Source organism: Pseudomonas sp. FME51, from assembly GCF_014897305.1.
The window spans coordinates 26,406-53,395 of record NZ_JABUYN010000002.1 but is presented as its reverse complement, the minus strand read 5'-3'; the positions used below and the strand labels follow the sequence as shown (position 1 = coordinate 53,395).

23 protein-coding genes are annotated in these 26,990 nt (G+C 57.0%); 9 read left to right on the top strand and 14 right to left on the bottom strand.

The window, feature by feature from the left end; translation table 11 throughout:
- Positions 1-95: 95 nt before the first annotated feature.
- Complete coding sequence (gene gdhA, locus INT39_RS04705; protein ID WP_193072154.1) at positions 96-1,436, top strand: NADP-specific glutamate dehydrogenase; 1,341 nt, start codon at positions 96-98, stop codon at positions 1,434-1,436.
- Between the two features lie 120 nt (positions 1,437-1,556).
- Here the strand turns inward: gdhA and radA are convergent, their stop codons facing one another.
- The gene (gene radA / locus INT39_RS04700) at positions 1,557-2,933 is read right to left on the bottom strand and encodes a DNA repair protein RadA (protein WP_193072152.1); all 1,377 of its coding nucleotides are present in this window, start codon (positions 2,931-2,933) and stop codon (positions 1,557-1,559) included.
- A gap of 180 nt (positions 2,934-3,113) precedes the next feature.
- Here radA and mscL point away from each other — a divergent pair, with 180 nt between their 5' ends.
- Together mscL and INT39_RS04690 are read left to right on the top strand one after the other, a co-directional pair.
- The gene (gene mscL, locus INT39_RS04695; RefSeq protein WP_319021320.1) at positions 3,114-3,524 is read left to right on the top strand and encodes a large-conductance mechanosensitive channel protein MscL; all 411 of its coding nucleotides are present in this window, start codon (positions 3,114-3,116) and stop codon (positions 3,522-3,524) included.
- Positions 3,525-3,648: 124 nt separating this feature from the next.
- Complete coding sequence (locus tag INT39_RS04690) at positions 3,649-4,779, top strand: methyltransferase (protein WP_193072150.1); 1,131 nt, start codon at positions 3,649-3,651, stop codon at positions 4,777-4,779.
- Positions 4,780-5,137: 358 nt separating this feature from the next.
- On the opposite strand, the gene INT39_RS04685 is transcribed toward INT39_RS04690, so the two are convergent.
- The 8 genes from INT39_RS04685 to INT39_RS04650 all read right to left on the bottom strand — a co-directional run bounded on the left by INT39_RS04685 (position 5,138) and on the right by INT39_RS04650 (position 16,302).
- The gene (locus INT39_RS04685) at positions 5,138-7,582 is read right to left on the bottom strand and encodes a Lon protease family protein (protein WP_193072148.1); all 2,445 of its coding nucleotides are present in this window, start codon (positions 7,580-7,582) and stop codon (positions 5,138-5,140) included.
- Between the two features lie 36 nt (positions 7,583-7,618).
- Positions 7,619-8,467: a uroporphyrinogen-III synthase gene (locus INT39_RS04680; protein WP_226944556.1), complete on the bottom strand. Its 849-nt coding sequence runs from the start codon at positions 8,465-8,467 to the stop codon at positions 7,619-7,621.
- Between the two features lie 103 nt (positions 8,468-8,570).
- Positions 8,571-10,013, bottom strand: coding sequence for a cytochrome-c oxidase, cbb3-type subunit I (gene ccoN, locus INT39_RS04675; RefSeq protein WP_193072146.1), 1,443 nt, complete (start codon positions 10,011-10,013; stop codon positions 8,571-8,573).
- Positions 10,014-10,125: 112 nt separating this feature from the next.
- Entirely contained in the window at positions 10,126-10,968 is an 843-nt protein-coding gene (locus tag INT39_RS04670) for an IclR family transcriptional regulator C-terminal domain-containing protein (RefSeq protein ID WP_193072144.1), read from the bottom strand.
- Positions 10,969-11,059: 91 nt separating this feature from the next.
- Positions 11,060-12,349 carry an OprD family porin gene (locus tag INT39_RS04665; protein WP_193072142.1) on the bottom strand — a complete coding sequence of 430 codons (1,290 nt, stop codon included), beginning with the start codon at positions 12,347-12,349 and terminating at the stop codon, positions 11,060-11,062.
- A 102-nt stretch (positions 12,350-12,451) separates the two neighbouring features.
- On the bottom strand, positions 12,452-13,675 hold the full coding sequence (locus INT39_RS04660; protein ID WP_193072140.1) for a benzoate/H(+) symporter BenE family transporter: 1,224 nt from the start codon (positions 13,673-13,675) through the stop codon (positions 12,452-12,454).
- Between the two features lie 58 nt (positions 13,676-13,733).
- Positions 13,734-15,074: an MFS transporter gene (locus INT39_RS04655; protein WP_193072139.1), complete on the bottom strand. Its 1,341-nt coding sequence runs from the start codon at positions 15,072-15,074 to the stop codon at positions 13,734-13,736.
- A 322-nt stretch (positions 15,075-15,396) separates the two neighbouring features.
- Positions 15,397-16,302: a cache domain-containing protein gene (locus INT39_RS04650; RefSeq protein ID WP_413468903.1), complete on the bottom strand. Its 906-nt coding sequence runs from the start codon at positions 16,300-16,302 to the stop codon at positions 15,397-15,399.
- 459 nt (positions 16,303-16,761) lie between these two features.
- On the opposite strand from INT39_RS04650, the gene INT39_RS04645 reads away from it, so the two are divergent.
- Entirely contained in the window at positions 16,762-17,628 is an 867-nt protein-coding gene (locus INT39_RS04645; protein WP_226944552.1) for an MBL fold metallo-hydrolase, read from the top strand.
- A gap of 29 nt (positions 17,629-17,657) precedes the next feature.
- On the opposite strand, the gene INT39_RS04640 is transcribed toward INT39_RS04645, so the two are convergent.
- Complete coding sequence (locus INT39_RS04640; protein WP_193072136.1) at positions 17,658-18,266, bottom strand: TetR/AcrR family transcriptional regulator; 609 nt, start codon at positions 18,264-18,266, stop codon at positions 17,658-17,660.
- A gap of 192 nt (positions 18,267-18,458) precedes the next feature.
- Here INT39_RS04640 and camD point away from each other — a divergent pair, with 192 nt between their 5' ends.
- The 4 genes from camD to INT39_RS04620 are packed head-to-tail and all read left to right on the top strand — an operon-like array spanning position 18,459 to position 22,482.
- Positions 18,459-19,544 carry a 5-exo-hydroxycamphor dehydrogenase gene (gene camD / locus INT39_RS04635; RefSeq protein ID WP_193072135.1) on the top strand — a complete coding sequence of 362 codons (1,086 nt, stop codon included), beginning with the start codon at positions 18,459-18,461 and terminating at the stop codon, positions 19,542-19,544.
- A 22-nt stretch (positions 19,545-19,566) separates the two neighbouring features.
- Positions 19,567-20,814 carry a cytochrome P450 gene (locus INT39_RS04630; RefSeq protein WP_193072134.1) on the top strand — a complete coding sequence of 416 codons (1,248 nt, stop codon included), beginning with the start codon at positions 19,567-19,569 and terminating at the stop codon, positions 20,812-20,814.
- 15 nt (positions 20,815-20,829) lie between these two features.
- On the top strand, positions 20,830-22,098 hold the full coding sequence (locus tag INT39_RS04625) for an NAD(P)/FAD-dependent oxidoreductase (protein ID WP_193072132.1): 1,269 nt from the start codon (positions 20,830-20,832) through the stop codon (positions 22,096-22,098).
- Positions 22,099-22,158: 60 nt separating this feature from the next.
- A complete protein-coding gene (locus tag INT39_RS04620; protein WP_193072130.1) occupies positions 22,159-22,482 on the top strand; it encodes a 2Fe-2S iron-sulfur cluster-binding protein in 324 nt (107 codons plus the stop codon).
- 104 nt (positions 22,483-22,586) lie between these two features.
- On the opposite strand, the gene INT39_RS04615 is transcribed toward INT39_RS04620, so the two are convergent.
- Positions 22,587-23,243, bottom strand: a complete 657-nt coding sequence (locus tag INT39_RS04615) for a CoA transferase subunit B (protein WP_193072128.1) — start codon at positions 23,241-23,243, stop codon at positions 22,587-22,589.
- Between the two features lie 35 nt (positions 23,244-23,278).
- The gene (locus INT39_RS04610) at positions 23,279-23,977 is read right to left on the bottom strand and encodes a CoA transferase subunit A (protein ID WP_193072126.1); all 699 of its coding nucleotides are present in this window, start codon (positions 23,975-23,977) and stop codon (positions 23,279-23,281) included.
- A gap of 127 nt (positions 23,978-24,104) precedes the next feature.
- Here INT39_RS04610 and INT39_RS04605 point away from each other — a divergent pair, with 127 nt between their 5' ends.
- Complete coding sequence (locus INT39_RS04605) at positions 24,105-24,986, top strand: LysR family transcriptional regulator (RefSeq protein ID WP_193072124.1); 882 nt, start codon at positions 24,105-24,107, stop codon at positions 24,984-24,986.
- Between the two features lie 15 nt (positions 24,987-25,001).
- Here the strand turns inward: INT39_RS04605 and INT39_RS04600 are convergent, their stop codons facing one another.
- Positions 25,002-25,664: a TetR/AcrR family transcriptional regulator gene (locus INT39_RS04600; protein WP_193072122.1), complete on the bottom strand. Its 663-nt coding sequence runs from the start codon at positions 25,662-25,664 to the stop codon at positions 25,002-25,004.
- 346 nt (positions 25,665-26,010) lie between these two features.
- Positions 26,011-26,895, bottom strand: a complete 885-nt coding sequence (locus tag INT39_RS04595) for an SDR family NAD(P)-dependent oxidoreductase (protein ID WP_193072120.1) — start codon at positions 26,893-26,895, stop codon at positions 26,011-26,013.
- Between the last annotated feature and the right edge of the window lie 95 nt (positions 26,896-26,990).

Genomic DNA, 26,990 nt, shown 5'->3' with positions numbered 1-26,990 from the left:
CTCTGTATGTTTTTTTGTGAAGCGCTATTTCAGACCGTGCCCACCTCTGATAAATTTGCGCCATTACGCCTTAAACTTGCAAAAAAGAGACCTCCATGACTGATACGCTGACAGCCTGCCTGGCGCACCTGAAGTTGCGCGACCCAGAGCAACCCGAATTCCATCAGGCAGCCGAAGAAGTTCTGAGCACGCTGTGGCCTTTCCTGCAGGAGCATCCCAAATACCTCAAGGCGGGTATCATTGAGCGATTGATCGAACCTGAGCGGGTGATCATGTTTCGTGTGCCGTGGATGGATGACAATGGCCAGGTTCATGTGAATCGCGGCTTTCGTGTGCAAATGAACAGCGCCATCGGCCCCTACAAAGGTGGACTGCGTTTTCACCCCTCGGTCAACCTGGGCGTCCTCAAGTTCCTGGCCTTCGAACAGGTCTTCAAGAACGCGCTGACTACCCTGCCCATGGGTGGCGGCAAAGGCGGCTCGGACTTTGACCCCAAGGGCAAGAGTGATGCCGAGGTCATGCGTTTCTGTCAGTCCTTCATGACTGAATTGTCGCGTCACATCGGCGAGAACCTGGATATTCCTGCCGGCGACATCGGCGTTGGAGCACGGGAAATCGGCTACATGTATGGCCAGTACAAGCGTCTGCGCAACGAGTTCACCTCGGTGCTGACCGGCAAAGGCCTGACCTATGGCGGCAGTCTGATCCGCCCGGAAGCTACCGGTTATGGCGCCGTGTATTTCGCCGAGGAAATGCTGCAGGAACGTGGATTAAGCCTGGAAGGTCAGCGCATAGCTGTGTCCGGTTCCGGTAATGTTGCCCAGTACGCTGCGCTCAAGGCCATGGATCTGGGGGCCGTGGTGATCTCCATCTCCGATTCCGGCGGCACTCTGTTCTTCCCCGAGGGAATGACTGCCGAACACTGGCACCACCTGATGGAGCTGAAGAACGAGCGTCGTGGTCGCCTGGTGGAAATGGCCAGCCAATTCAATCTAGAATTTCTGGCCAAGCGCACACCCTGGCACCTGGCTTGCGACATCGCCCTGCCCTGCGCCACCCAGAATGAGCTCAACGGTGATGATGCCCGTACGCTGATTGCCAATGGCTGCCACTCCGTAGTCGAAGGCGCCAACATGCCATCCACTCTGGAAGCGATCGATGTGTTCCTCGAAAACCGCATCCTCTTCGCTCCGGGCAAAGCGGCCAACGCCGGTGGCGTCGCGGTGAGCGGGCTGGAAATGAGCCAAAACGCCATGCGCATGCAGTGGACCGATGGCGAAGTGGACACCAAGCTACATGCCATCATGCAGTCCATCCATTCTGCTTGCGAGCGCTACGGCAAGGAAGAAGACGGCTATATCAACTACGTGAAAGGCGCCAACATCGCCGGCTTCGTCAAGGTCGCCGACGCCATGCTGGCCCAGGGCGTCGTCTGATCCAGCACCCGCCCGCCCTCATCCTTCGCACAAATCCGATCGTTCCCATGCTCTGCGTGGGAACCATCACTTTGGATGGCTCTGCGTTCTGATTTTGGCGCTGTGCAGAGGCCTACTACCTCAATCAAACAGCACGCCCAATGCCTCATCCAGCCGGGTCACCGGCACCACCTGCATGCCTTTGGGTGACTCCTTGGGCGCATTGGCCTTGGGCACAATGGCGCGGGTAAAGCCGTGCTTGGCAGCTTCCTTCAAACGCTCCTGACCACTGGGCACCGGACGAATCTCCCCCGACAGACCCAGCTCGCCAAATACCATCAGATCCATCGGCAACGGTCGATTCCGCAGGCTGGAAATAACAGCCGCAAGCAACGCCAGGTCCGCTGCAGTTTCCAGCACCTTGACGCCACCCACCACGTTGACGAATACATCCTGATCGTAAGTCGGCACCCCGCCATGGCGGTGCAACACGGCCAGCAGCATGGCCAGGCGATTCTGGTCCAGCCCCAGGGTCACTCGTCGCGGGTTGCCCAGATGACTGGTGTCGACCAGCGCCTGCACTTCCACCAGCATCGGCCGCGAACCTTCCCATGTGGACATCACCACACTCCCGGGAATCGGCGCATCGTAACGCGACAGGAAAATCGCCGACGGGTTGGAGACCTCTTTCAGGCCTTTGTCGGTCATGGCGAATACGCCGAGTTCGTTGACCGCCCCGAAGCGGTTCTTCACTGCACGCAGCATGCGCAGGCGACCATCAGCTTCCCCTTCGAAGTACAGCACGGTATCGACCATGTGCTCCAACACCCGCGGCCCGGCCAGTGAACCTTCCTTGGTCACATGTCCGACCAGGAAGATCGCCGTACCGCTCTGTTTGGCATAGCGCACCAACAGCGCCGCACTTTCGCGTACCTGCGCCACGCCGCCAGGAGCCGACTGCAGCTGCTCGGTGAAGATCGTCTGGATCGAGTCAACGACCATCACCTTCGGCTGCTCACGTCGCGCCGTGGCAATGATGCTTTCGATACAGGTCTCGGTCATGACCTTGAGTTTGTCTTCCGGCAGTCCCAGGCGCTTGGCACGCATGGCCACCTGCTGCTGGGACTCTTCGCCGGTGACATACAGGGCGGGAATGTTCTCCGCCAGGCGGCACAGCGTCTGCAGCAGGATTGTCGACTTACCGATTCCCGGATCACCCCCGATCAGCACTACTGACCCCGTGACCAGGCCACCGCCCAACACCCGATCCAACTCGGACGAGCCGCTGGGTTGGCGGGGCATTTCTTCGGTGGACACTTCCGCCAGTGTACGTACCTGAGCAAGCTCCCCGGCCCAGTTGGCACTGCGTGAAGACCCTCCGCTGCCGCCGGTCGGGGTGGTGTCAATCACGGTTTCCACCAGAGTATTCCATGCCTGGCACTCGCCGCATTGTCCGGCCCACTTGGTGAAGGTGGCGCCACACTCGGTGCAGCCATAGAGTCGCTTGTTCTTCGCCATCGTCAATCCATTTGAATATTTGTTCAGTCAGCCGCCACTATACTGGTCGGCGGACAACAAAGGCTATGTGCACACCTCAGTCTTGAAGGTTCTCTGAACAGCGTTACAGAATGCGTTGAAATAAAATGTCAAACATTATCAAATAGGCGCAGCCACGACGGCATACAGGAGATTGGGAATATGAGTCTGATTCAGGAGTTCAAGGCTTTTGCCATGCGCGGCAATGTCATCGACATGGCCGTGGGTATCATTATTGGTGCCGCTTTCGGCAAGGTAGTTTCATCCTTCGTTAACAACATCATCATGCCGCCGTTGGGGCTGATGATCGGCGGAGTGAGCTTCAGCGATCTCGCCGTGGTACTGCGCGAAGCACAGGGCGAGCTGGAAGCAGTCGCCATCGGCTATGGTGCCTTCATTCAGAGTCTGGTGGACTTCGTGATCATTGCGGCGGCCATTTTCGTCGCCATCAAGGTCATGAACAGTCTCAAACGCAAGGAAGAAGAGGCTCCCGCCGCTCCTCCTGCACCCAGCACGGAAGAGGTTCTGCTGACCGATATCCGCGATCTGCTCAAGCAACAGGCCAACAAGTAAAATGGACATCGTTTCGGACGGGCGATTCGTCCCGCTCGAAACGATGTGTAAATATCCGCCACGGTGATCGAATGCATCGGGCTGCGCTATACTGGCCGCCCTGATTCGATGACCCGGCCCGCCCATGCACGTCTGTGATACTCCCTTCGGTACCCTCCAGCTCGACCGCTATCCGCCTACTCGCAACCCGACATTGCAGCCCTTCGATGCCGCCGATATGTACCTGCTGCAAACGCAGGCTGACATACCCACTGCTGCCGGCCCGGTGCTGGTGGTCAACGACAATTTCGGCACTCTGGCCTGCGCACTGGCCGTAGCCGGTCTACCGGTGGTGAGCTGGAGTGATTCACACCTGGCCGAGCGAGCCTTGCATCTGAATGCCGGGCACAATCAGTTACCCGATAATGCAGTGGAGTTTGTCGGCAGCCAACAGTTACCCTCAGGCCCCTTCGCCCGAGTGTTGCTGCGTATCCCGAAAAGCCTCGCCTTACTGGAAGATCAGCTCAGCCGCCTGCGCCCACTGTTATCCGCTGATAGTCTGGTGATTACCGGTGCCATGCTCAAACACCTGCCGCCCAGCGCTGGCGACCTGCTGGCCCGTTACGTCGGACCCTATCAGGCTTCCCTGGCCTGGAAGAAGGCCCGCCTGTTGAACGCCCGATTCGACAGCGCGCTTGCTCCAACCATGCCACTGCTGACAACTCATTACACCCTGCCGGATAGCAACTGCCAACTCGCCAATCTACCCGGCGTGTTCTCGCGCGAGCGGCTGGATATCGGTACCCGGGTAATGCTGCCGTGCATCCCGCAGCTGGATGGCACAGTTCGTATTGTCGACCTGGGTTGCGGCAACGGTGCGCTGGGTATTCAGGCCGCCCAGCTCAACCCTGAGGCGAAGCTGACCTTCATCGACGAGTCTTTCGCCGCCGTCGCTTCTGCGCGGGAAAACTTTCTCCTTGCCTGTCCAGAGCGTGACGCCGAGTTTGCCGTCAGCGACGGCTTGATTGAGGCCGGCGCCGCCAGTGCCGATCTGGTGTTATGCAATCCGCCATTCCACCAGCAACAGGTCATCGGTGATGAAATCGCCATGCGCCTGTTCCAGCAAAGCCGAGATGCGCTGGCGCCAAGTGGCACCTTGCTGGTGGTCGGTAATCGGCATCTCGGCTACCACGTCAAACTGCGGCGCTTCTTCAATGTCGTGGAGCAGGTAGGAGGCAACGGCAAGTTTGTAGTGCTGCGCTGCCAACGAGACTGAGACCTGACAGGTTGTGCACACTTTCTGTGGATAACTCTGTGAACAGGCTTGTAATAACTGCGTCTGGGCCATAGGGGGACAGGCGTTGCAGGGATCAGTTCAAAAAACAGCCAATGTGGACCAACCAGTCATTCACAGGCACCGCGAAGTGCCTGCAGACAGCGGGTTATGGGTCTCTCGGCATTTGTCCAGTAAAAAATCGGCTACTCGGTGCGCTTTCCCAACAACAGGCGATTGACAACCGAGGGTAGAAATGGCCTTGTGAAAGTCTTCCACACAATCTGTGGATAACTCTGTAGACAGTACTGGGAAAGGTTGCTCTAGAGCATGCCGGACCTGATGTCCGGCGTTGCGTTCATTATTTGACCAGTGGTTCGACAGCAGAACCTGTTGGCCTTTCATCAGCGGATTCGCCGTCCTCGTTGTCCTGATTTCGGCTATTGATCGCTTTCAGTCGCTGTACTACCCGTTCATTGATCGAGCCTTCCGGGAAGTTACCCTCAGCATTCGGCGTGCCCGCCTCTTCACCGGCAAGCAGACTGAGCGCTTGGTCGACATTGTCCACCGCGTAGATATGGAATAACCCGGCTTTGGCCGCATCCAGTACAGTCTGATGGAGCATCAGGTTCGGTACATTGGAATGCGGGATGATCACCCCCTGCTCACCGGTCAGGCCGCGCGCTTCACAGAGCCGGAAGAAGCCTTCGATCTTGTCGTTGACCCCACCGATTGCCTGTACCTCGCCGAACTGGTTGATTGAGCCGGTAATCGAGAAGCATTGTTTCAACGGCACTTTGGACAACGCCGAAATCAATGCACAGACCTCCCCCAAGGAGGCGCTGTCGCCGTCGATATAACCATAGGATTGTTCCAGCGCGATACTCGCCGAGATCTCCAGTTGATGGTCCTGTGCGTAACGGCTGCCGAGATAGCCGGTCAGGATCATGACGCCCTTGGAGTGAATCGACTGTCCGAGGCTGACCTCCCGTTCGATATCCACGATACCGCTGTTGCCAGGGTAAACCGTCGCACTGATGCGTGCCGGCATGCCGAACACCGAATCCCCCACAGCCATTACCGTCAGGCCATTGCACTTGCCGATCGCTGCGCCATCGGTGTCGATCAGAATCACGCCGGACAGCATATCCTCGCGAATGCGTGCACTGGCTCGCCCGGTACGCGTCTCCTTGGCCTGCAGAGCGCGTTCGATATGCCCGGTATCGGTCATCCGTCCACCGCCAAGCTCACGCACCAGGTCAGCTTCGGCGACCAGTTGGAAGATATCGCTGATGCTGGCTGACAGATGTTGCTGATGCTCGGCCAGCCGCGCGCTGTAGGTCAGGATTCGCGCCACCGCCGCCACTGTCAGCGGGGCCATGCCCTCCTCGTCCACCCGGGTCTTGAGCAGCTGTGCCATACCTTCAATACTGTCGGGCGTACGCGGCAGATGGTCATCGAAATCCACCAGCACGCGAAACAGCTCCTGAAAATCCGGATCGTAATCCTGCAGCGTGTAATACACCCGGCGTGAGCCGATCAGCACCACCTTGACTGATAGGGGAATAACCTCCGGCGTCAGGGTCACCGTGGTCATTCTTCCAAGATCCGCCCAGGGTGACTCAATCTTCAGCTCACGTGCATGCAAGGCGCGCTTGAGGGCTTCCCAGACGAAAGGCTCAGAAAGCAGCTTCTCCGCCTCCAGCACCAGGTAACCGTGGTTGGCCCGGTGCAGCGCGCCGGAGCGGATGTGCCGATAATTGGTGATCAATGCGCCCTGTTCAGAGCTGTATTCGACCCGCCCAAAAAGATTGTCGTAGGACGGATGCGGCTCATGGACCACAGGCGCGCCACGTGAGCCGGGATGATCGATGACCAGGTTGGGACTGTAATGTTCGATGAGCGCCGCTTTTTTCGCGGCCTCGGGACGGGCATCCGCAGCACGCTCGTCCGCCATCAGCTCGATCACCACCTTCAACAGGTTCTGGCGGATCGCTTCGATGTATTCACACACACCAGGATTATCACAGTAGCGTTCAGTCAAAGGCGCCAACAGAGGTTGCAGAGCATAGGTGATGGTCTGCTCGTTCAGCTCGCGCAGCTGATTGCTGGATTCGCGCTTCCATTGCGGCAGGCTCGCCAAAGCCTCGTTGAGGACCTCCTCAAGCACTGAAATATCCGCGTGAAAACGCTCCCGCTCGGCTTCCGGCAGCTGGGAAAACTCCGCTTCGTCCAACCCTTTGCCATCGCGCATGGGCGTGAAGGCAAGATTCTGGCCGTCCCGATAAAGGGCAATATGGCGCTCCAGGGCCTTGCGTTCCACCGCATCGATGGCGCCGTCATAACGCTTGTTGAAGTTACGATCGATCGCGCTCTTCTTCTGCTGAAAGGCCGGATGCTCGAATACCGCCGGGAATGTCGCCAGGAGGTTATCGATCAGCTGGTGAATATCCTCGATCAGCTGAGCAGCGGTGCCAGGCGCCATATGCAGCGCCTTCGGCTCCCGGGTTTCGTCAAAGTTGTTGACATAAACACAGTCCTGCGGCGTGGCCATGCGTTTGGCTTCGGCGCGCAGATAACGCATCGCGTAGGAGAAGCGCCCGGTGCCCGGTTCACCCATGACGAACATGTTGTATCCCGAGCGACGCATGGCAACGCCAAACTGCATAGCCTCGACGGCACGGTCCTGGCCGAGAATGCCTTTGAACGGCTCCAGATCATCTGTGGACGAGAACCCCAGACTTTCAAGGTCTATCGGGACGGTCAGTTGCTCTGGTGATAAACGTATCGGGCCGGTTTTAATCATCAAACTTCCCTTGGGAGACAGACATGGTATAGCGAGTCAGTGTAAACCATTGTCAGAGGGTCTGGTCCCCAACTGCTTGACCAGCTCCCGCACCAGCGGCTTCATGAAGAAGCTGCTGGATGGCATCAGATCAACCTGCAACCCACGCTCGCGCAGCTCCCCCGCCACCACCGGTCCGACCGCGGCGATTTTCAGACGCCGGAGGATGTCACGCAGCGCCTGCTCACCCACCGAACGTCGAGCAATCTGGAAAAGCCGCCTTACCTGAGTGGCACTGGTGAAGGCGATGACATCCAGCCGGCCGGTGGCCATCTCGGCTATCAACGCATCAACCCGGGCATCTTCGACATCATCGGCATAAACGTAAGGTGCAACCGCTGTGACCTCGGCGCCCGCCTCGCGCAGAAAATCCATCAACAGGAGGTTGGGGTCGCTGCCATACAGCTGCACAGCGATACGTCGCCCGCGCAGCTCTTCCGATTGCAAGGTGCGAATAATGCCGGCGGTGGTGGGCTCAACGGCCACCAGATCCGCCTTGAGACCGACCGTACGCAGCGCTGCCCCCGGCTTGGGCCCGCGGGTTATCTTGCGTACCTGAGCCAGCCGCGCAATGAACTCATCCCGCACGCTGCCCCCGGCCCGCTCGGACGCCGTCAGCAGGCGGTGTATGCCCTCGCCGGTCAGCACGATGAAATCGTCCCAGGGTTGGCTATTGAATTGCTGCAGCCAGTCCAGTATCGGTTGCTGGTCCGGCGCATCATGGATGGCCACCAACGGACAACGCACCACCTCGGCGCCGCGCTTCAGCAACATATTCGCAAACAAATCAAGCTCGCGGCTCTCAGGCAGAGCGACACGGCGGCCCGCCAGGGGAAGGTCAGACATGCTTGCACCCATCATCAATGAAAAGCGCATTGTGCTGGCGATCCCACATGGCAGCAAGCAGCAGTCGCGGGGCTCTGGAATCCGGACCCCGCGTTATTGAAGTCTAGCGCGCCTCTACCAGCGAACCCTGCTCCTGCACGTCGACGCCACGAATGGTCATCATGCAATTGAAAGCCATCAGTACCATGCCCGCAGCAAAGATGCCGCCGCCGATCATCCGTACGACATAGCCTGGATGACTGGCTTCCAGCGCCTCGACAAAGGCGTAGGTCAAGGTGCCGTCGACGTTCACGGCGCGCCACATCAGGCCCTGGGTGATGCCGTTGACCCACATGGCGACGATATACAGCACGGTGCCCATGCTCGCCATCCAGAAGTGCAGGTTGATCATGCCAATACTGTACATGCCGTCACGCCCCCACAGACGCGGCACCATGTGATAGAGCGCACCGATGCTGATCATCGCCACCCAGCCCAGCGCACCGGCATGCACGTGGCCGATGGTCCAGTCGGTGTAGTGCGACAGCGCATTGACTGTCTTGATCGCCATCATCGGGCCTTCGAAGGTGGACATGCCGTAGAAGGCCAGCGCCACGACCAGAAAGCGCAGGACGGGGTCAGTGCGCAGTTTGTGCCAAGCCCCCGAGAGCGTCATCATGCCGTTGATCATGCCGCCCCAGCTTGGCGCCAGCAGGATGATCGACATCACCATACCGAGGGTCTGCGCCCAGTCCGGCAGCGCGGTGTAATGCAGATGGTGCGGTCCGGCCCAGATGTATAACGCAATCACCGCCCAGAAATGCACGATGGACAGGCGATAGGAGTAGATCGGCCGGTCGGCCTGCTTGGGCACGTAGTAGTACATCAAGCCGAGAAAGCCCACCGACAGAATGAAGCCCACCACACTGTGCCCATACCACCACTGGATCATCGCATCCGTCGCACCAGCGTAGACCGGGTAGGACTTGAGCAGCGATACCGGTACATCGATGTGGTTCACCACGTGCACCAGTCCGGTGACAATGATGAAAGCGCCGTAGAACCAGTTGCCAACATAGATGTGCTTGACCTTGCGTCGGGCGATGGTGCCGAAAAACAGGTAACCATAGGCAAACCAGACCACGGTAATCAACGTCGCAATGGGCCAGATCATCTCAGCGTATTCCTTGCTGGTGGTGAGACCGCTGGCGTAGCTGATGATGATGGCAACCAGAATGGCCTGCCAGGCCCAGAAGACGAAGTTGGCCAGCTTGTCGGATACCAGCCGTACCCGGCTGGTACGCTGCACCACATAGAAAGACGTAGCGAACAACGCACCACCACCGAAGGCGAAGATCACCAGGTTGGTATGGATCGGTCGAAGGCGCCCAAAGCTGAACCAAGGCAGGTCGAAATTGAGTGCGGGCCAGACCAGCTGGGCCGCAAGCACGACACCCATGGCCATGCCGAGCACACCCCAGACCAGGGTCATGACAGTGAATTTGCGAACAACATCGTAGTTATAGCCGGGCTCGAATGAGCCCGCTGAAGCTGAGGGGTGAATCATGGATACTCCGTGAAGCAAGGCGGGCAAGCAAACGCGAATAGTTTGCGCCCCTTGTTAACTAAAGACAAATCAATAATAACTAATGCTTAGTTAAGCAGTAATGCACCTTTCTTCAGTAAAACAGCTTGGCGCTCAACTCCTTGCTGGCTTCCAGCAACACTGGCAGAAAGCGGGTTTCCAGTTCTTGGCGGGTTACCCGGCCGACGTGAGTGCCGACGTTGAGCGCAGCCAACACCTGACCGGCAGAATCTTTCAGCGGCACGGCCAGTGAACGTAAGCCGATTTCCAGCTCCTGATCGGTCACCACCCACCCGCGCAGACGGACTTCGGCAACCACCGAGCGAACGGCTTCGGGTGTGTGCAGTGTGCGGCTGGTTCTGGCCTGCAGATTGGCATGCTCGAGGTAATCATCCAGCGCCGCATCATCCAGCCCCGCCAACAGGATCAGACCCATGGAGGTGCAGTAGGCCGGCAAGCGACTGCCGATACTGAGGTTTACCGATATCAGCCGCAATGGGATAGAGGAGCGCGCGACATAGAGGATCTCATCGCCTTCCAGCGTCGCCATGGAGAAGGCTTCATGCAGCTTGTCGCTGAGGCGATCCAGAATCGGTTGCGCGGTCACTGCCAGCGGCGTCGATGACAGATAGGCATGCCCCAGTGTCAACACCTTGGGCAACAGCGAATAGGTACGGCCGTCGGTCGTGGCATAACCGAGCTTGATCAAGGTCAGCAGGCAACGGCGTACCGCTGCGCGGGAGATCTCGGTGCGGCGGCTGATCTCGGCAATGGTGAGGTGGCGCTTGCGCTCCTGAAAAGCACGAATGACCACCAACCCACGTGCCAGAGAGGTCATGAAGTTCGGATCGCCAGTCAGAGCATCGATGCGCTTGGCGGGTGAAGCAATGATGGGCGGCGCCAATGGCGCCGTGCTGCGACGGAACTCGTCAGACATGCTGGACAACCTTGCCGAGGAACGGCGTTCGATTATCGCCCTCAAGGGCGACAATCGCAAAGCCGCCGCGCGTCGACGCGCGATACTGCCTCTACAGCAGCTGCCAGGTGTAGTTGAAGATCAATCGATTCTCGTTGATATCGGTACGGTAGTTGGAGCGCGCCACAACATTGCGTGCACGCACGCTGAGGTTCTGCAGCAAGCCGCGCTGGAAGGTGTAACCGATATCCAGATCGCGCTCCCACTCCTTGCCTTCATAATTCGATCCGCCACCGTTGGTGGCTTGAACATCGACGTTGTCACCGGTGATGTAACGTACCCCGGCAATCAGCCCCGGCACACCCATAGCAGCAAAGTCGTAGTCATAGCGCAGCTGCCAGGAACGTTCGTCGGCACCGGCGAATTCATAGGTTGGCACCTCGTTGCCCAGCGGGGTGACGTTATTGAACACACGTGGAAAGGCATCATCGCCGAATATGGCCTGATAGCCGACCATGAAGCTATGTCCGCCATATCTGGCCGAGAGCTGGGAGAACGCCGCCTGGTTATCGATATCACCCAGCAGCTTGTCACCATCTTCCCTGGAGTCGTAGAAGCCGATATTCGCGCCGAGCACCCAGTCACCCATCGGCTCACTGTGCTTGATACTGTAGAACCGCTGGTTGTAGATATCTTCCAGCTGCGCGTACCAGATACCGGCCGAGGTGCGCTGGGTGTTGAAGGCGTAATCGGCGCCGGCATAGTTGAAGCGGTCGGTGGCGGCATTGCCACCCAGCTGCGGAACATGTCCGAGCTTGGCGCGCATCTTGCCGTCACCCGCCGCATTAAGCAGGCTGCCGGAACGGAACTGACCGCCCTGCAGGGTCAGGCCGTCAATCTCCTGAGAAACAATACTGGCGCCCTGATAAGTCGGCGGTAACAGACGAATATCACTGAAAGTCAGCACCGGTAGATTGGGCGTCAATTCGCCCACCTTGAGCTCCGTTTGCGACCAGCGCGCTTTGAGCGCCGCACCCAGTCGACTGTAGTCATCTACCGCCTTGCCATCACTGTCCGTTGGCAGCAGTCCGGTATTGACCCGGCCACCACCGCTGTCGAGCTTGATGCCCAGCTGTCCGAGCAGATCGACGCCAAAACCGACCGCCCCTTGGGTATAGCCAGAGTTCACCTTGAGGATAAAACCCTGCGCCCATTCTTCAGCCTTGGACTGCTGGTTGGGCCCGACGATGTCGGAGAAATCCCGGCTGAAATAATAATTGCGCGCCTGCAACGTTGCCGTTGCACCCTCAACGAAACCTTCACCGGCTACAGCAGCTGTCGGCATGCAGAATGCCACACCGATAGCCAGGGCAAGCGAGGCGATCTGAAACTGATTTTTCATTGGATATCACTCGTTGTTGTTGTTTTCTGGTTGCATATTCCCGCCGCCCGCAGCAAAAGCCGGGGCGCAGGGTGAATTGTTTTAAGCTAAGGGGGCCTGCTTTCAGCGGACAGATTGCTCCGCCGAAATACTCGCCGATGGCGTTGCCAGCGCAGCAGCAGGTTTCCTGAAACCCAGCAGGACATGCGCAGCAATACCGAAGATCAGTCCCCAGAACGCGGCGGACAGACCCAGGAAAGACATGCCGGACGCCGTCACCAGAAAGGTGATCAGTGCCGCTTCACGGTCCTTCGGCACTGCCATGGCACCGGTCAGCGAGCCGGCAATCGCCGCCAACAGCGCCAGCCCTGCCAGCGCGGCGATCAAGGCATCCGGAAAAGCCGTGAAGATCGAGACCAGGGTCGCACCGAACAGCCCGAGCAGCAGATAGAAAACGCCACCCGAAACACCGGCCACATAGCGCCGCGCGGGATCCTCATGGGCCTCCTTGCCGGTGCAGATGGCTGCGGTGATAGCCGCAAGCGTCAGCCCATGACAACCGAACGGCGCCAGCAACAGCGAACCCAACCCGCTGCTGCTGATCAGTGGGCTGGCAGGCGTCTGGTAATTTTCATTGCGCAACACGGCAACGCCGGGCACAAACTGTCCGGTCAACGCGACCATGACCAGCGGCAGCGCTATGTTGAGCGTGGCCTGCCAGCTGAACTCGGGACTTATCCACACCGGCATCGCCAGGCCGATCACCAGCGCATCACTGCGCAGCTCGCCCATCCCCAGGGCAATGCTCACACCTACCACCAGCACGGCCAGCACCGCGTAACGCGGCATCAGCCGTTTAGCCAGCAGATAGGTGAAGAACATGGCCAGCACCAGCAGGGGCTGATCCTGCAGCGAAACGAACAGGCCGGTACCGAAGCTGAACAGAATACCTGCCAGCATGCCGGCGGAAATCGCCGCCGGCAGCTTGCTGACGATGCGGTCAAAGGTTCCGGAAAGCCCGACCAGCAGAATGATGGCACTGCTGACCAGATAGGCACCCACTGCCTCATTCAGGCTCATGCCCGGCAACAACGTGATCAGCAGCGCCGAACCCGGTGCGTTCCAGGCCACAATGACCGGCACCTTGTAACGCAGGCTGAGCACGATACCGAGCACACCGCTGCCAATGGAAATCGCCCAGACCCAGGAAGACAGCACCTCGTGAGGCAGATCCGCTGCCTGGGCGACCTGGAAGATGATCACCAGTGGGCCCGCATAAGAGATCACCGTCGCGATGAAACCGGCGACCACCGCGGAGAGGGAAATATCTCGGAGTAAGGTTTTCATATCGTCTCGCGTACCAGTCTGCCTGAGGAACCCCGGCTAGAATTCCTCATGTGCCCAGTCAGGCCTTGGTTGCCATCAAGGGAGCCGCCGCGACACTAGCACGCCTGCTCGACAGGACAAACAGCATCATGGCCAGTGATGCAATGATCCCCGGAATGGCAAAGGCCATGAAGTTCAGCTGCAGCGGCAGATTGATTCCCAGCAGCGCGCCGCCCAGTAATGGCCCAACAATAGCGCCGTTGCGACCAATACCTGAAGCCCAGCCCAGGCCGGTGGAGCGGATCGACAAGCCATAGAATTGAGCCGCCGCGGCATACAGCAGGATCTGCGTACCGATCACCGTGGCACCGGCAATAGTAATCAGGGTATAGAGCACCGGCATCGGCGTCTTGATCCCCAACAGGCTGATGGACACCACCGACACAGCGAAGAACACCACCACGACCTTGCCGAGATCAAAACGATCGCCCAGCCAGCCACCGAGGATGGCACCAAACATGCCGCCGAAATTCAGTGCCAACAGGAACGACAGGCTCGACCCCAGACTGTACCCGGCATTGGCCATCAGTTTCGGCAACCAGGAACCCAGCGCGTAGACCATCAGCAAACAGCAGAAGAAGGCGACCCAGATAGACAGCGTGCCAACCAGACGACCATCGCGGAACAGATCGAGTACTGATGTCTTCTGCTTGGAAGCTTCGACTATTTCCAGTTCCGTATCCTGTCCAATCTGCAGGTCGGGCTGGATTCGCTGCAACAGCGCACGCGCTTCATCATTGCGGCCCTGGCGCACCAGAAAACCCACCGACTCAGGCAGATACAGCAGAATCACCGGCAGCAGCAACAAAGGCACCGCCGCAGCGAAAAACATCACTTCCCAGCCGAATGTCGGCAGCAGGAAGATACCCAGTCCCGCAGACATCATGCCGCCCAGCGAGTAACCACTGAACATCACCGCCACCAGGGTGCTGCGCAGCTTCTTGGGTGCGTATTCGTTCATCAATGCCACCACGTTGGGCATCAGACCGCCGCAACCCAAGCCGGCCAGAAAGCGAAAGATACCGAACTCGGTCGGCGTACTGGCAAAGCCATTCAATACAGTGGCCACGCTGAACAGCAGGAAGCAGATGGCGATACCCTTCTTGCGTCCGATGCGGTCGGCCAAGGTGCCGAAAACCAGCGCACCGAACATCATGCCGAACAGCGCATAACTGCCCAATGCACCGGCTTCCAGCGGCGTCAGCCCCCACTCTTCCATGATCACCGGCAGAACCACACCGTAGATGAACAGATCATAGCCGTCGAAGATCAGCAGCAGAGCGCACAGGCACATCACTAGCCAGTGGAACTGGTTGAAGCGGGCGTTATCGATGATCTCGTGAATATTTATCTTATGCATACCATCGTTCTCATTTTTGTTGTTGTGAAAGTGCTTGGACCGGTCAAAGATCCGAATGAAGCTGCGGTGGAGCATAGGAGATTCGATTCAAGGTCGGCAGCCAGTCTGTGCGATTACCGCACACTATCAATTTGGTCAGATGAGCCGATGGGCACTACGAGATGGCAGGCGACGACACTCAGGCGCATTGGCCAAGATCGGTCAGGCGGACAATCAATTGCTGATAAAAGCGGGTATCAGAGGCAGGAAGCAGAGCAGTACCAGAAGAGGTCAGCCCACCCGGAAGCGCTGAATCCGCAACCGGGCTGAGCTACAGGAAGCGCTATTCAGTGTCGGCTTGAGCGTCACTGCCGTTATTGGGTTGGTAATAACCTACTGCTACCAGATAGTTACCGACCTTGCGGGCATAGGCGTGCTTTTGCTCGGTATCACCGGTGATCGGGTGCTTCCACTGGTAATCGAACTCGGCCGTCTCGCTGGAGGCAATCTTGTCCAGCGCCTCCTGACCGAAGGGCTTGCCGACCTCGTCAGTCAGAGCGCCAAAGTCACGTCCGACCAGACGCAAGTTGGAACCATGGGCGACGAAGCGCTGGCTATCCAGCTCGACCACAAAAACGTAGAGATCGTCCTTGTAGAAACGCTGGTCCAACGCGTTGATCGCGGTGAAGGTTTCCCGCGGACTGCTGCTCACCGCCTCGCTTGCCGTCTCCAGCAATTGCAGCGCCTGCTCGGAACTGGCCCGCGGCTGGTAATAACCGACCGCCAGCACCGTATCGCCTACCCGCTGGAAGTACACATGCTTGGTGATCTTGCGGCCAGCGGTATTCCAGTTGCCCCAGGGATAGTCTGCTTCCAGGATCTCACCATCCTCCGGCTGGCTCAACGCCCGCTCGAAAGCGGGCTTGAGCTCATCATCGATGGCATTCATGATGTCTCGCCCGATGAGCATGACCGACGGGCCGCCGCTGGCCAGCATGATGCCGTTGGTGTTGATCGCGAACACGTAGAGATCATCCCTGACGAAGGGCCCCTGCCGGCTGAACACGGCCAGGGCCTTGTCGCCGTTTTCCTTGTAGTAGTTGACGGCTTCGCTCAACAGCTGCCGGGCTTGCATCTCTTCCTCTTGGGCAGCAGCCATCTGCGCCTGCAAAGACAACGTCAAGCACGCGAGGAACATTAACAAATACCGATATATCTTCTGGGTCAGCATTCTAGTTTCCTTCTTAATATTGATATCGCTTTCATGCCTTCACCAAGATAGGCCAAGGTCGCTTTGGATGCCAAAGTGCAGCGGCGCACCATCTCAATTGGTGTATATCGCAGACGCACCGGTCTTCCTTGCGAGACACAGGTCTCGACACGAATAGTTAACCTTTTTGCAAGGCAGGCTCGGTCACATGGCTACATGTCTCGTCTCCTGCGCACTGTCATCCTTACTGAACCGCCTCGCAGTCTGCCGCTTCGCCTGAATATTCAGCGCTCACGTTGATTGGGCAACATATCATCGATACACTGTTTTAAACAGTGTAGGCGCTACGGAGAAACAATAATGATACTTTCGCGACTCTCCTTCCTTGGAGCTCCGATCACAGCTGGTCTCATGAGCTTGGCAATGAGCTTTTCAGCAGCACACGCGTTAGCCGACCCCATAGCAAAACAGCCTCACCAGGTGCCCGGTTATTATCGAATGAATATTGCCAATCTGGAGGTTACTGCCCTATACGATGGCTATGTCCGTTTCGATCTGGATTGGCTGAAAGGCTTGAGCAGAGACACTCTGGAAAGCCTGCTGAATGACGTATTCATCGCTACCGATGACGGAATACAAACTGCGGTTAACGGCTACCTCATAAACACAGGCAATAATCTGGTATTGGTGGATACAGGCGCAGCTGAATGCTTCGGTCCCACCATGGGCTCCCTTGTCGATAATCTTGAGGCTTCAGGTTACAAGCCGGGGCAGATCGATACGGTGTTGTTGACTCATCTACACCCGGACCATTCCTGCGGGCTAGCCAAGGCTGACGGTAATGCTGTATTCCCTAACGCGACCATTTACGTTCCGCAGGTAGAGGCAGAGTTCTGGCTGGATACCGCCATGGAAGATATCCCGGAAGCCAACCAGGCTTTCTTCAGCATGACCAGAAGCGCCCTGGCTCCCTATACGGAAGAGCAACTGCAACGATACCAGCCAAACGATACGCTGTTGCCGGGTGTGGAAAGCGTTCCTGCCTATGGGCACACACCCGGACATACCGCTTACCTATTCCGCTCCGGTACCGAGAACCTCATGGTTTGGGGCGACGTATTGCACAACCATGCGGTGCAGTTCGCTCACCCGGACGTTGTGATAGAAGCTGATGCCGATACGGACCAAGCGAGGGCGTCAAGACTGCAGTTGCTTTCGAGCACCTCTGCGGGAAGGTTCTGGGTTGCCGGTGCACACCTCCCCTTCCCTGGCCTCGGTCACGTTCGGGTCAAGGACGATGCTTATTCATGGGTACCAACCGAGTTTTCACCCATCATGAATAGTGCGGGAACCCCTGAACAGTAATCTCAACCGAGCCATCCAACCTATCCCTATCAGTGCTCAAACAACGCATCCAGAGTTATCTCAAGTAATGCCTTCTGGAGTGAGGGTTCTTCGGAGCCCTCCAACGCGACACTGTCCTTGCTGACTGCGTAGGTCAGTGCACCCAAGGCACTCATCCATAACAATTGTGCGGTGTCTTTGGGGTTGTACTTCAACACACCCTGTGCGTGAAACTCATTCAGATCCTCCGCCAGACCCTGCAGTGTTTCCATTACCATACTGGGCGGCTTTCCGGCCATTATTTGCTGAATTACGATGCGACACATGTTCGGTTCAGAGTGGGCAAACTCAAGAAATGTTGCCCAGCCGTCTCGAATCCCCTTCAGCGGGCCTTTTTCCTCTGTGCCTCCATGGTAAGCCTCCGCCACGCCAAGATAGGTTTCATCAATTGCCGCTTTATGCAAACCCTCCAGATCTCCGTAGTAATGATACAAAGTGGGCGGCGTCACCCCCGCAGCTGCACAGATCGCCCGCATGGTGGCCCCTTCGCGCCCTTCACTGCTGAGAAGCTGCATGGCTGCATTAAGCAGATCGCGCTTCACGTCTCCATTGCCCAGCTCCGGACGCCCTTTCTTTCTCAACAAGTTAACCGTGGCCAATAGTGGCTCCCCCTCTGCTCATCAACTTTCAGCTGACAATTGATTTTCCACCACGCGTGTTGACCAATCTCTATATCGCGGATATATTGATTATATCACCGATATAGACGGTGAGCCTAGCACGCCGTACGACGCATGCGCGCATGGCTCACCAGCAACCCAGAAAATGCATAATAAAAATGAGGTGTGAGCATGCAGTACGCTAGAGCGGCAGTAATGGTCGAGCAGAACCGGGTTGAAACTTGGGAAGTGCCCATCTTCGATCCACAGCCCGGTGGAGCCCTTGTGCGAGTGGTACTCGGAGGGGTCTGCGGAAGCGATGTGCACATCGTTTCCGGCGAAGCAGGTGCTATGCCCTTTCCCATTATCCTCGGCCATGAAGGTGTCGGGCGCATCGAAAAACTGGGTGAAGGGGTCAGCACAGACTATGCCGGTGTTCCAGTGAAACCAGGTGACCTGGTGTACTGGGCTCCTATCGCGTTATGCCACCGTTGCCACAGCTGCACCGTATTGGACGAAACCCCGTGTGATAACTCCACCTTCTTTGAGCATGCCGAGAAGCCCAACTGGGGCAGTTACGCCGACTTTGCCTGCCTCCCCAATGGTATGGCTTTCTATCGCCTGCCCGACCATGCGCAACCTGAAGCGCTGGCGGCGCTGGGTTGCGCCCTGCCTACTGTTCTACGTGGCTTTGACCGCTGTGGGCCTGTAGGTCTCGGCGATACTGTAGTGGTGCAAGGTGCCGGCCCCGTAGGCCTGGCAGCGGTACTGGTTGCTGCAGCTTCGGGGGCAAAGGACATCATAGCCATTGATCACTCCCAGACCCGTTTGGAGGTGGCACGCAGTTTAGGAGCAACCGAAACCATCTCGCTTAAGGACACTTCCGCAGAGGAGCGCCAGCGCATCGTCAATGACCGTTTCGGCAAGCGCGGCGCCAGTGTCGTTGTTGAGGCAGCCGGCGCATTGCCCGCCTTCCCTGAAGGGGTAGATCTGACTGGCAACCATGGCCGCTACATAGTGCTCGGATTATGGGGAGCTATTGGAACACAGCCCATTTCTCCCCGTGATCTGACGATCAAGAACATTCACGTATCCGGCGCCACCTTCGCCAAACCCAAACATTTTCACCAGGCGATGCATTTTGCCGCCCAGATGCAGGAGCGATACCCGCTGGCCAGTCTCATCACGCAGCGCTTTTCCATCGCCGACGCCAACAAAGCGCTGGAACAGGTAAAGATCGGCAACCTCATCAAACCCGTGATCGACCCCACTCTGTAAAAATCGAGTCAGGAGAACAACAATGAATACTGAAACTGCAGTTAATGACGCCGTCGTCGCCCCGCTGCCGACCCATGTCCCAGAGCACCTGGTATTCGATTTCGACATGTACAACCCACCTAATCTGTCCCAGGGGGGACATCAGGCATGGGCCACCCTGCAGGGCCCGGGGGTACCGGAAATTGTCTGGACGCAGCGCAATGGCGGTCACTGGATAGCGTCGCGGGCGCAGCTGATTCGTGAGGCATACGAAAATCCACAAATCTTCTCGAGCCAGTGCCCATTCATTCCCCGGGAAGCCGGCGAGGCCTATGACTTCATCCCTACCTCGATGGATCCGCCGGAGCAGCGCAAGTGGCGGGCGATTCTCAACAAGGTCGCGGGTCTGCCGGTCGTTGACGACCTGGAGACGCAGATCCGCGACCTGTCCCGCTCGCTGATCGATGAGCTGCGCTTGAAAGGCGAATGCAACTTTACCGAGGCCTACGCCGAGCCCTTCCCGATCCGCATTTTCATGCTCATGGCCGACTTGCCGCACAAGGACATTCCGCACCTGAAATATATTTGCGACCAGATGACCCGCCCGGATGGCAGCATGACCTTTGTCGAGGCCCGGAACGCGTTATATGACTATCTGGTGCCCATTATCGCCGAACGTACCGGCAAGCCGGGTACTGATGCGATCAGCGTAGTCGCCAACGGCCAGATCGAGGGCCGCCCGATTACCAGCGACGAGGCCAAGAAGGTGTGTGGCTTGCTACTACTTGCCGGCCTGGATACGGTGGTGAATTTCATCAGCTTCATCATGGAATTCCTGGCCCGCAGCCCCGAGCATCGCCAAGAGCTGATTGACAATCCCGAGCGCCTGCCAGCGGCCACCGAGGAGTTGTTGCGGCGCTTCTCAGTCGTGGCAGACGGGCGCATTCTGACCCAGGACTACGAGTTCCATGGCGTTCAAATGAAGGAAGGTGATCTGATTCTGCTCCCGCAGCTGCTTTCCGGGCTCGATGAGCGGGAAAATGCCTGCCCAATGCACGTTGATTTCAACCGCGAAAAGATTTCCCACACCACCTTTGGGCATGGGAGCCACCTCTGCGTAGGTCAGCATCTGGCCCGCCGGGAAATCATGATCACCTTGGAGGAATGGCTGGCTCGTATTCCCGAATTCTCGATCAAGCCCGGTGCCGAAGTGCCGCACCAGGCCGGTGTTGTCAGTGGCGTTCGCTCCCTGCCACTGGTCTGGGATCCCGCTTCGACCAATGCGGTCTGACCGCGAGGAGGCGTAATGAAGCCACAGGAAAAGGTAGTCATAATCGGAACCGGGCAGGCCGGCGTCGAAGTGGCGTTCGGATTGCGGGCTCAGGGTTGGCAGGGCGACATTACCCTGCTGGGCGAAAGCATTGATGTACCCTACCACCTGCCGCCCCTCTCCAAGGCGTATCTTGCGGGCACCGCTTCCCTGGCGAGCCTGTATCTCAGAACGCCTGAGGCGTACGAGGCGCACCGCATTCAGCTGTTTCAGGGGAGCAGGGTGACCGCGATCGATCGAGACGCGGCGACGATAAAGTTGGCAGATGGTCAGACGCTGAGTTATGACCGCCTGATCCTGGCCACTGGCGGCCGTCCGCGAACCCTCCCGGACGCGTGCGGCCCGGTGGAGACCGCAAATAACCTGTGTTACCTGCGAACCCTGGCGGATGCTGAACGCATCCGCAGCCAGATGATCAGCGGCAACCACCTGGTAGTCATCGGCAGCGGTTACATCGGCCTCGAGGTGGCTGCTTCCGCCATCAAGATGGGCATGCGCGTAACTATACTGACCATCGCCGAGCGAGTGCTTGATCGGGTGACAGCGCCCCCGGTATCAGCCTTTTATGAACGCCTGCACAGGGATGCGGGGGTGGATATCCGAGTCAATACTCAGATCGCCCGCTTCGAGGTCGCAGATGACGGGTCGCAGATAAACGCAGTGCTCTGCATTGACGGAACCCGCATCCCTGCCGATCTGGTGGTGGCGGGCATCGGGCTGATCCCCAACTGCGAGCTGGCCAGGGATGCGGGGCTGGAAGTGGACGACGGCATCCTCGTCGACGAAGGCATGCGCACCTCAGATCCAGCCATCATGGCGCTGGGGGACTGTGCAAGCTTTCACAGCAGCATTTACAACCGCCGGGTGCGCGTGGAGTCGGTACCCAATGCGCTGGAGCAGGCCAGGAAAATCGCGGCCATTCTCTGCGACAAACCCGTTCGCAGTGAAGCCGCTCCCTGGTTCTGGTCCGATCAATATGACATTGGACTGAAAATGGTTGGTCTTTCCAACGGATACGACCAGATCATCATCAGAGGCAGCCTGGAGCGTCCGGATTTCAGCGTGTTTTATCTCAAAAACGACAGGGTTCTGGCCGTGGACACGGTGAATCGGCCGGTAGAATTCAATCTGTCGAAGCAGCTCATTACTGACCGGCTCGCGATCAGGGCGGATCGTCTCGCCGACGAAACCGTAACGCTGAAAGAAATCATAAACGCAGCAAAAGAACAACCGGCCTACGCCTGAACACAATGAGCAGGCGAGTCAGCCAGGCTGAGCGCGCCTACGTACAAGAGGACAACAACAATGGCTAAAGCAATATACATCTCCCACGACGGAACACGGCACGAGCTGGAGGTAACCGAGGGCGTCAGCCTGATGCAGGCGGCCGTCTCCAACGGCATCTACGATATCGTCGGTGACTGCGGTGGCAGTGCAAGCTGCGCCACCTGCCATGTGTACGTGAATGAGTCGTTCCAGGACAAGATCACGGCCCCCTCTACCCGAGAGGTGGAGATGCTGGAATGTGCCGCGGCAGAGGTCAAAGCCAACAGCAGACTATGCTGCCAGATTGTCATGTCCCAGGATCTGGACGGGATCATGGTCGATATTCCTGAAACCCAGTGGTGATCCTTCCTGCGTAAGCAAAGAGCCCAGGCAATCGCCTGGGCTCTCTTATTTCGCTCGGCCCGTAAATCAGCCGCCCACCGGCCAGGTACCGCGACCTCATATGCTTACAGGACCATTTCCGGCACATGGTCTAGCACGACCAGACGGCCGGCAGTCTTGGCGACAATTTCCTCCACACTGATCCCAGGGGCGCGTTCCTTCAGAATAAACGCCCCGTCGGCAATCTCGAGGTAAGCCAGATCCGTTAGCACGCGCTTTATGCAACCCGCGCCTGTCAGCGGCAGACTGCACTGATCCAGCAGTTTTGACTCGCCGTCCTTGGATGCATGAGTCATGGTGACAATGATGTTTTCCGCGCCGGCAACCAGATCCATAGCGCCCCCCATACCCTTGATCAACTTGCCCGGCACCATCCAGGAAGCGATGTTGCCCTGCACATCCACTTCGAAGGCACCCAGTACGGTAAGGTCGATATGTCCGCCCCGGATCATTGCGAAGGAGGCAGCGGAGTCAAAGATCGATGCGCCAACGCGGGCGGTTACCGTCTGCTTGCCGGCATTTATCATATCCGCGTCCAGCTCATCTTCGGTGGGGAACTGCCCCATGCCCAACAAACCATTCTCGGACTGCAACATGACCTCCATACCCTCCGGTACATAGTTCGCCACCAAGGTAGGAATACCGATACCCAAATTCACGTAGAAGCCATCCTGCAGTTCACGTGCAACACGTTGCGCCATCTGCTCACGAGTCAGTGCCATGTCTATTTCCTCTTGTTCTGTTCAGTAGCGCAGCATCAAGCACGCAGGGTGCGTTTCTCGATACGCTTCTCGAAACTGCCGCAGATCACTCGATCCACATAGATACCTGGCGTTTGAATCTGGCCGGGCTCAAGCTCGCCTGGCTCGACAATCTCCTCCACCTCCACAACAGTGATTCGTCCAGCAGCAGCGGCCAACGGGTTGAAATTCTGTGCGGTGTGACGATAGATGACATTACCGAAACGATCGGCCTTCCAGCCCTTGACGATGGCAAAGTCACCCGTGATGGCGTGCTCCAGTACGTAGTGACGCCTTGCCAGCTCGCGGGTCTCCTTCCCTTCTGCAATGGGAGTGCCGTATCCCGTTGCGGTATAGAACGCAGGGATGCCCGCTCCACCAGCCCGCATCTTCTCGGCCAGAGTGCCCTGCGGGGTCAATTCAACCTCCAATTCACCATCAAGCAGCTGACGCTCGAACAGCGCATTCTCACCCACATAGGAGGCGATCATTTTTCGGATCTGCCGGTCTTCAAGCAGAACGCCCAACCCAAACCCATCCACTCCACAGTTGTTGGAAACCACAGTGAGGCCAGTCGTGCCTTTTCTCTTGATCTCCGCAATCAAGTTTTCTGGAATGCCACACAAGCCAAAGCCACCGGCCAGCACGGTCATCCCATCCTCTAAACCATCCAGAGCTTCGGCGTAGGAGCTCACACACTTATCGAAACCAGCCATGCTTTCATCCTCTTCGAGAGTTCGTAAACATGAGTGTGGAACGAAGCAAGTAATTTGTTAAGTTTGTTTTTTTAACCTATTCATTTACTATTAATATTAATTAAGGAGCCCAACGGAAAGCATCATCATGACCATTAAACAGCTTCGGGCGTTTGTTGCAGTCGCCCAGACCCTGAGCTTCGCCCAGGCCGGAGAACGACTTTATATGTCTCAGCCCGCATTAAGCCTCTCAATAAAAGCATTGGAAGATGGCTTGGGAGGACGCCTGTTCAGTCGCACCACCCGTACGGTTAACCTGACACCCGAAGGCCATGCTTTGTTTCCTCTGGCCCGCCGCCTTGTCGCCGAATGGGATAATGTCGAGGATAACCTGCGCCAGCATTTCACCTTACGGCGGGGTCGGGTATCCATCGCGGCCATGCCCTCCTTTGCCGGTAACCGTCTGCCATCAATGCTCATGCATTTTCGTGAGCGTTACCCTGCGATCGGGATCACTGTCCATGACGTGATCAATGAACAGGTGGTAGAAATGGTTCGTAACCGCCAGGTGGAGCTGGGGATCACCTTTGAACCAGCAAGCGACCTTTCGATGAAATTCAAGCTTTTGTATCTGGATAGATTTGTCGCGGTAGTACCGAGAGACTCGCCACTAATTGAATGTACGAAGGTCTGCTGGGAGGATTTGCAGACCTATCCTTTTATCACCTTGCAACGACCATCTGCCGTTCGTGTCATGCTGGAGGAGAGTTTGAGCATTGGTGGGCAAAAACTGAACGTTGCGATGGAGAGCCATCAATTGGCAACAATAGGCCGCATGGTAGGAAGTGGGCTTGGAGTGAGCGTGGTTCCATCCCTGTGCATTCAACAAATGCATGAACTCGGGGCTCACTGTATTCCGCTCGCAAATCCGGTGATAGAACGACCCATCGGGATGCTGACCAAAGCTGACCATGAGCTGTCCGTCGCCGCTCAGGCCTTGGCCGATATTCTGGAACAGCTTAGCGTTTGAGCATCCCGATCTAGATTATTTATTGCTGCGCAGGCCGGTAAAGAAAATTTTGCTAAAGGCGTCAGCCACTTCTTCAGCACTGTATTTGCTGTTGGGTGTATACCAGCGGTACGTCCAGTTGAGCATGCCGAAAATAGTGTTAGCAGCAAGGGTGGCCGCGATGTCATCACGAAAACTGCCCTCTGCCATCCCTTCCTTGATCAGAGCCAACACTGCTCGCTCAAAACCTTTGGTTTTCTCCAACATTTCCTGTGCCCAAGGGGTTTTAGCATCCGCTATTTTGTGCATTTCTTCCTGGATGTACAGGTACATATAAGGATAGCTGTCGCTATAGGACTTCATGAGCAGCTGGACTAACTGTTCCAGTTTTTCTTGGGTACTGATATCCTTGCGCGCAAGCACCTGATCAACTTTTTCCGCGTTCTGCTCAACGCCGCCTTTCACTGCATCCCGGAAAAATTCTTCCTTGTTGCCCACATAATAATAGACGCTGGCCCGGTCCATTCCAGCATGGCTGGCAATGTCGTTGAGGGTCGTCGTCTGATAGCCTTTTTCCTTGAAAAGATCAGCTGCAACACGAATCAACTCATCCCTTTTTGCTTTATATTTAGCTCCGCCATCACTCAGCGCCGTTTTTCGGCGCTGGGAAATATTGCTGTATTTGGGTGACCTTGCCATCTATTAAGCTCTTCCTTTATTAAACACCATAAAGCATATCAGTATATCGTCTCGCGGTACCATGCTAGCCAGTACCTATGCTTGCGTAAAGGCTAACCATGCCACTACAGTTTGGCGCGTTTGCAGGCCCCAGGTTCCGGCTGCGTGATACTCGGGAATCAGATAAGCCTTCTCAATCATCCCCGGATCCCTATCCCCTTTCTTCCATACATTGACTTTATTGGGATTGACGGAGATCAAAGCATTGCGATTGCAACTTGCCATCAAGGGCCCTATGGATGACTGCTGTATCCTAATGGGACATGAGCTTTGTCCTGATCTGCTTGCTAGCAAGAAAATATAGTCCCTAATGGTTCTTGTTCGGCAACCAACCGATTTTCCCGTCGTCAGGTCTATCAATTTGTGCATTAAAGCTCTCTACTGCTTGCGCGACTACCCCACCTATATCAAAGCCAGTCATGGAGGTCAGTCCGCCATCCACGGCAAGTGACTGCCCTGTGATATGCGAGGACTCCGCCGACGCAAAGAACAACACGGCTTGGGCTATATCTTCCGGATTACCTGCACGCCCCAAGGGAATCAGATCACCATACGGTGCTCGGAGACTTTCAGTGAATGCCTCATAGTGCTCTGGAGCGACGTCACAGGCTGTACCTATTATGGGAGTCAGAATCAAGCCGGGCGCAACCACATTGGAACGAATCTGTTTTGCTGCAAGTTCATATGATGCCGAGCGGGAAAAATGCAGTATCGCAGCTTTTGCCGCATCATAAGATGCCGATGACCAGCCAGCCTGAATACCGGCGATGCTCGAGATCGAAACGATGCTGCCTCCTTCCGCCTGCGCAATCATCTGTCGAGCAGCGTATTTATGCCCCAAAGCGACAGATCCCAGCAATAGTGCAATGGTCTTGGCAAAACTGTTCGGATCAAGATTAACCAACGCAGCCTGGTCACCCAATGCGCCTGCATTATTCACCATGATGTCCAAGCGACCAAAACGCTGAACGGCATAGGCCACAAGCGCTTCAATGTCACTGTCAACAGTTACATCGGTTCGCTTGAATGCCACCCGTTCGGCACCCAGTTGTGACTCCAAACTAGCGGCATGGGTATCAATATCCCCAATCACAACGCGTGCACCTTCGGCTACGAAAGCCTCAACTATGGCTTTGCCGATACCTCGACCTCCGCCGGTAACGACAGCGACTTTATTGAGCAACCTGGGCATACAAAATGCTCCTTTATTTTTTCAGATGTCGACTTTTGCATAGTACACGCATAAAATCAACACAACAGTTGACCTCGAACTACAGCCTGATTTAT

What these genes read in the sequence shown, in the direction of transcription:
- gdhA (WP_193072154.1), top strand. Translation starts at nt 96, where the DNA reads ATGACTGATACGCTGACAGCCTGCCTGGCGCACCTGAAGTTGCGCGAC.
- radA (WP_193072152.1), bottom strand. Translation starts at nt 2,933, where the DNA reads ATGGCGAAGAACAAGCGACTCTATGGCTGCACCGAGTGTGGCGCCACC.
- mscL (WP_319021320.1), top strand. Translation starts at nt 3,114, where the DNA reads ATGAGTCTGATTCAGGAGTTCAAGGCTTTTGCCATGCGCGGCAATGTC.
- INT39_RS04690 (WP_193072150.1), top strand. Translation starts at nt 3,649, where the DNA reads ATGCACGTCTGTGATACTCCCTTCGGTACCCTCCAGCTCGACCGCTAT.
- INT39_RS04685 (WP_193072148.1), bottom strand. Translation starts at nt 7,582, where the DNA reads ATGATTAAAACCGGCCCGATACGTTTATCACCAGAGCAACTGACCGTC.
- INT39_RS04680 (WP_226944556.1), bottom strand. Translation starts at nt 8,467, where the DNA reads ATGTCTGACCTTCCCCTGGCGGGCCGCCGTGTCGCTCTGCCTGAGAGC.
- ccoN (WP_193072146.1), bottom strand. Translation starts at nt 10,013, where the DNA reads ATGATTCACCCCTCAGCTTCAGCGGGCTCATTCGAGCCCGGCTATAAC.
- INT39_RS04670 (WP_193072144.1), bottom strand. Translation starts at nt 10,968, where the DNA reads ATGTCTGACGAGTTCCGTCGCAGCACGGCGCCATTGGCGCCGCCCATC.
- INT39_RS04665 (WP_193072142.1), bottom strand. Translation starts at nt 12,349, where the DNA reads ATGAAAAATCAGTTTCAGATCGCCTCGCTTGCCCTGGCTATCGGTGTG.
- INT39_RS04660 (WP_193072140.1), bottom strand. Translation starts at nt 13,675, where the DNA reads ATGAAAACCTTACTCCGAGATATTTCCCTCTCCGCGGTGGTCGCCGGT.
- INT39_RS04655 (WP_193072139.1), bottom strand. Translation starts at nt 15,074, where the DNA reads ATGCATAAGATAAATATTCACGAGATCATCGATAACGCCCGCTTCAAC.
- INT39_RS04645 (WP_226944552.1), top strand. Translation starts at nt 16,762, where the DNA reads ATGAATATTGCCAATCTGGAGGTTACTGCCCTATACGATGGCTATGTC.
- camD (WP_193072135.1), top strand. Translation starts at nt 18,459, where the DNA reads ATGCAGTACGCTAGAGCGGCAGTAATGGTCGAGCAGAACCGGGTTGAA.
- INT39_RS04630 (WP_193072134.1), top strand. Translation starts at nt 19,567, where the DNA reads ATGAATACTGAAACTGCAGTTAATGACGCCGTCGTCGCCCCGCTGCCG.
- INT39_RS04625 (WP_193072132.1), top strand. Translation starts at nt 20,830, where the DNA reads ATGAAGCCACAGGAAAAGGTAGTCATAATCGGAACCGGGCAGGCCGGC.
- INT39_RS04620 (WP_193072130.1), top strand. Translation starts at nt 22,159, where the DNA reads ATGGCTAAAGCAATATACATCTCCCACGACGGAACACGGCACGAGCTG.
- INT39_RS04615 (WP_193072128.1), bottom strand. Translation starts at nt 23,243, where the DNA reads ATGGCACTGACTCGTGAGCAGATGGCGCAACGTGTTGCACGTGAACTG.
- INT39_RS04610 (WP_193072126.1), bottom strand. Translation starts at nt 23,977, where the DNA reads ATGGCTGGTTTCGATAAGTGTGTGAGCTCCTACGCCGAAGCTCTGGAT.
- INT39_RS04605 (WP_193072124.1), top strand. Translation starts at nt 24,105, where the DNA reads ATGACCATTAAACAGCTTCGGGCGTTTGTTGCAGTCGCCCAGACCCTG.
- INT39_RS04600 (WP_193072122.1), bottom strand. Translation starts at nt 25,664, where the DNA reads ATGGCAAGGTCACCCAAATACAGCAATATTTCCCAGCGCCGAAAAACG.
- INT39_RS04595 (WP_193072120.1), bottom strand. Translation starts at nt 26,895, where the DNA reads ATGCCCAGGTTGCTCAATAAAGTCGCTGTCGTTACCGGCGGAGGTCGA.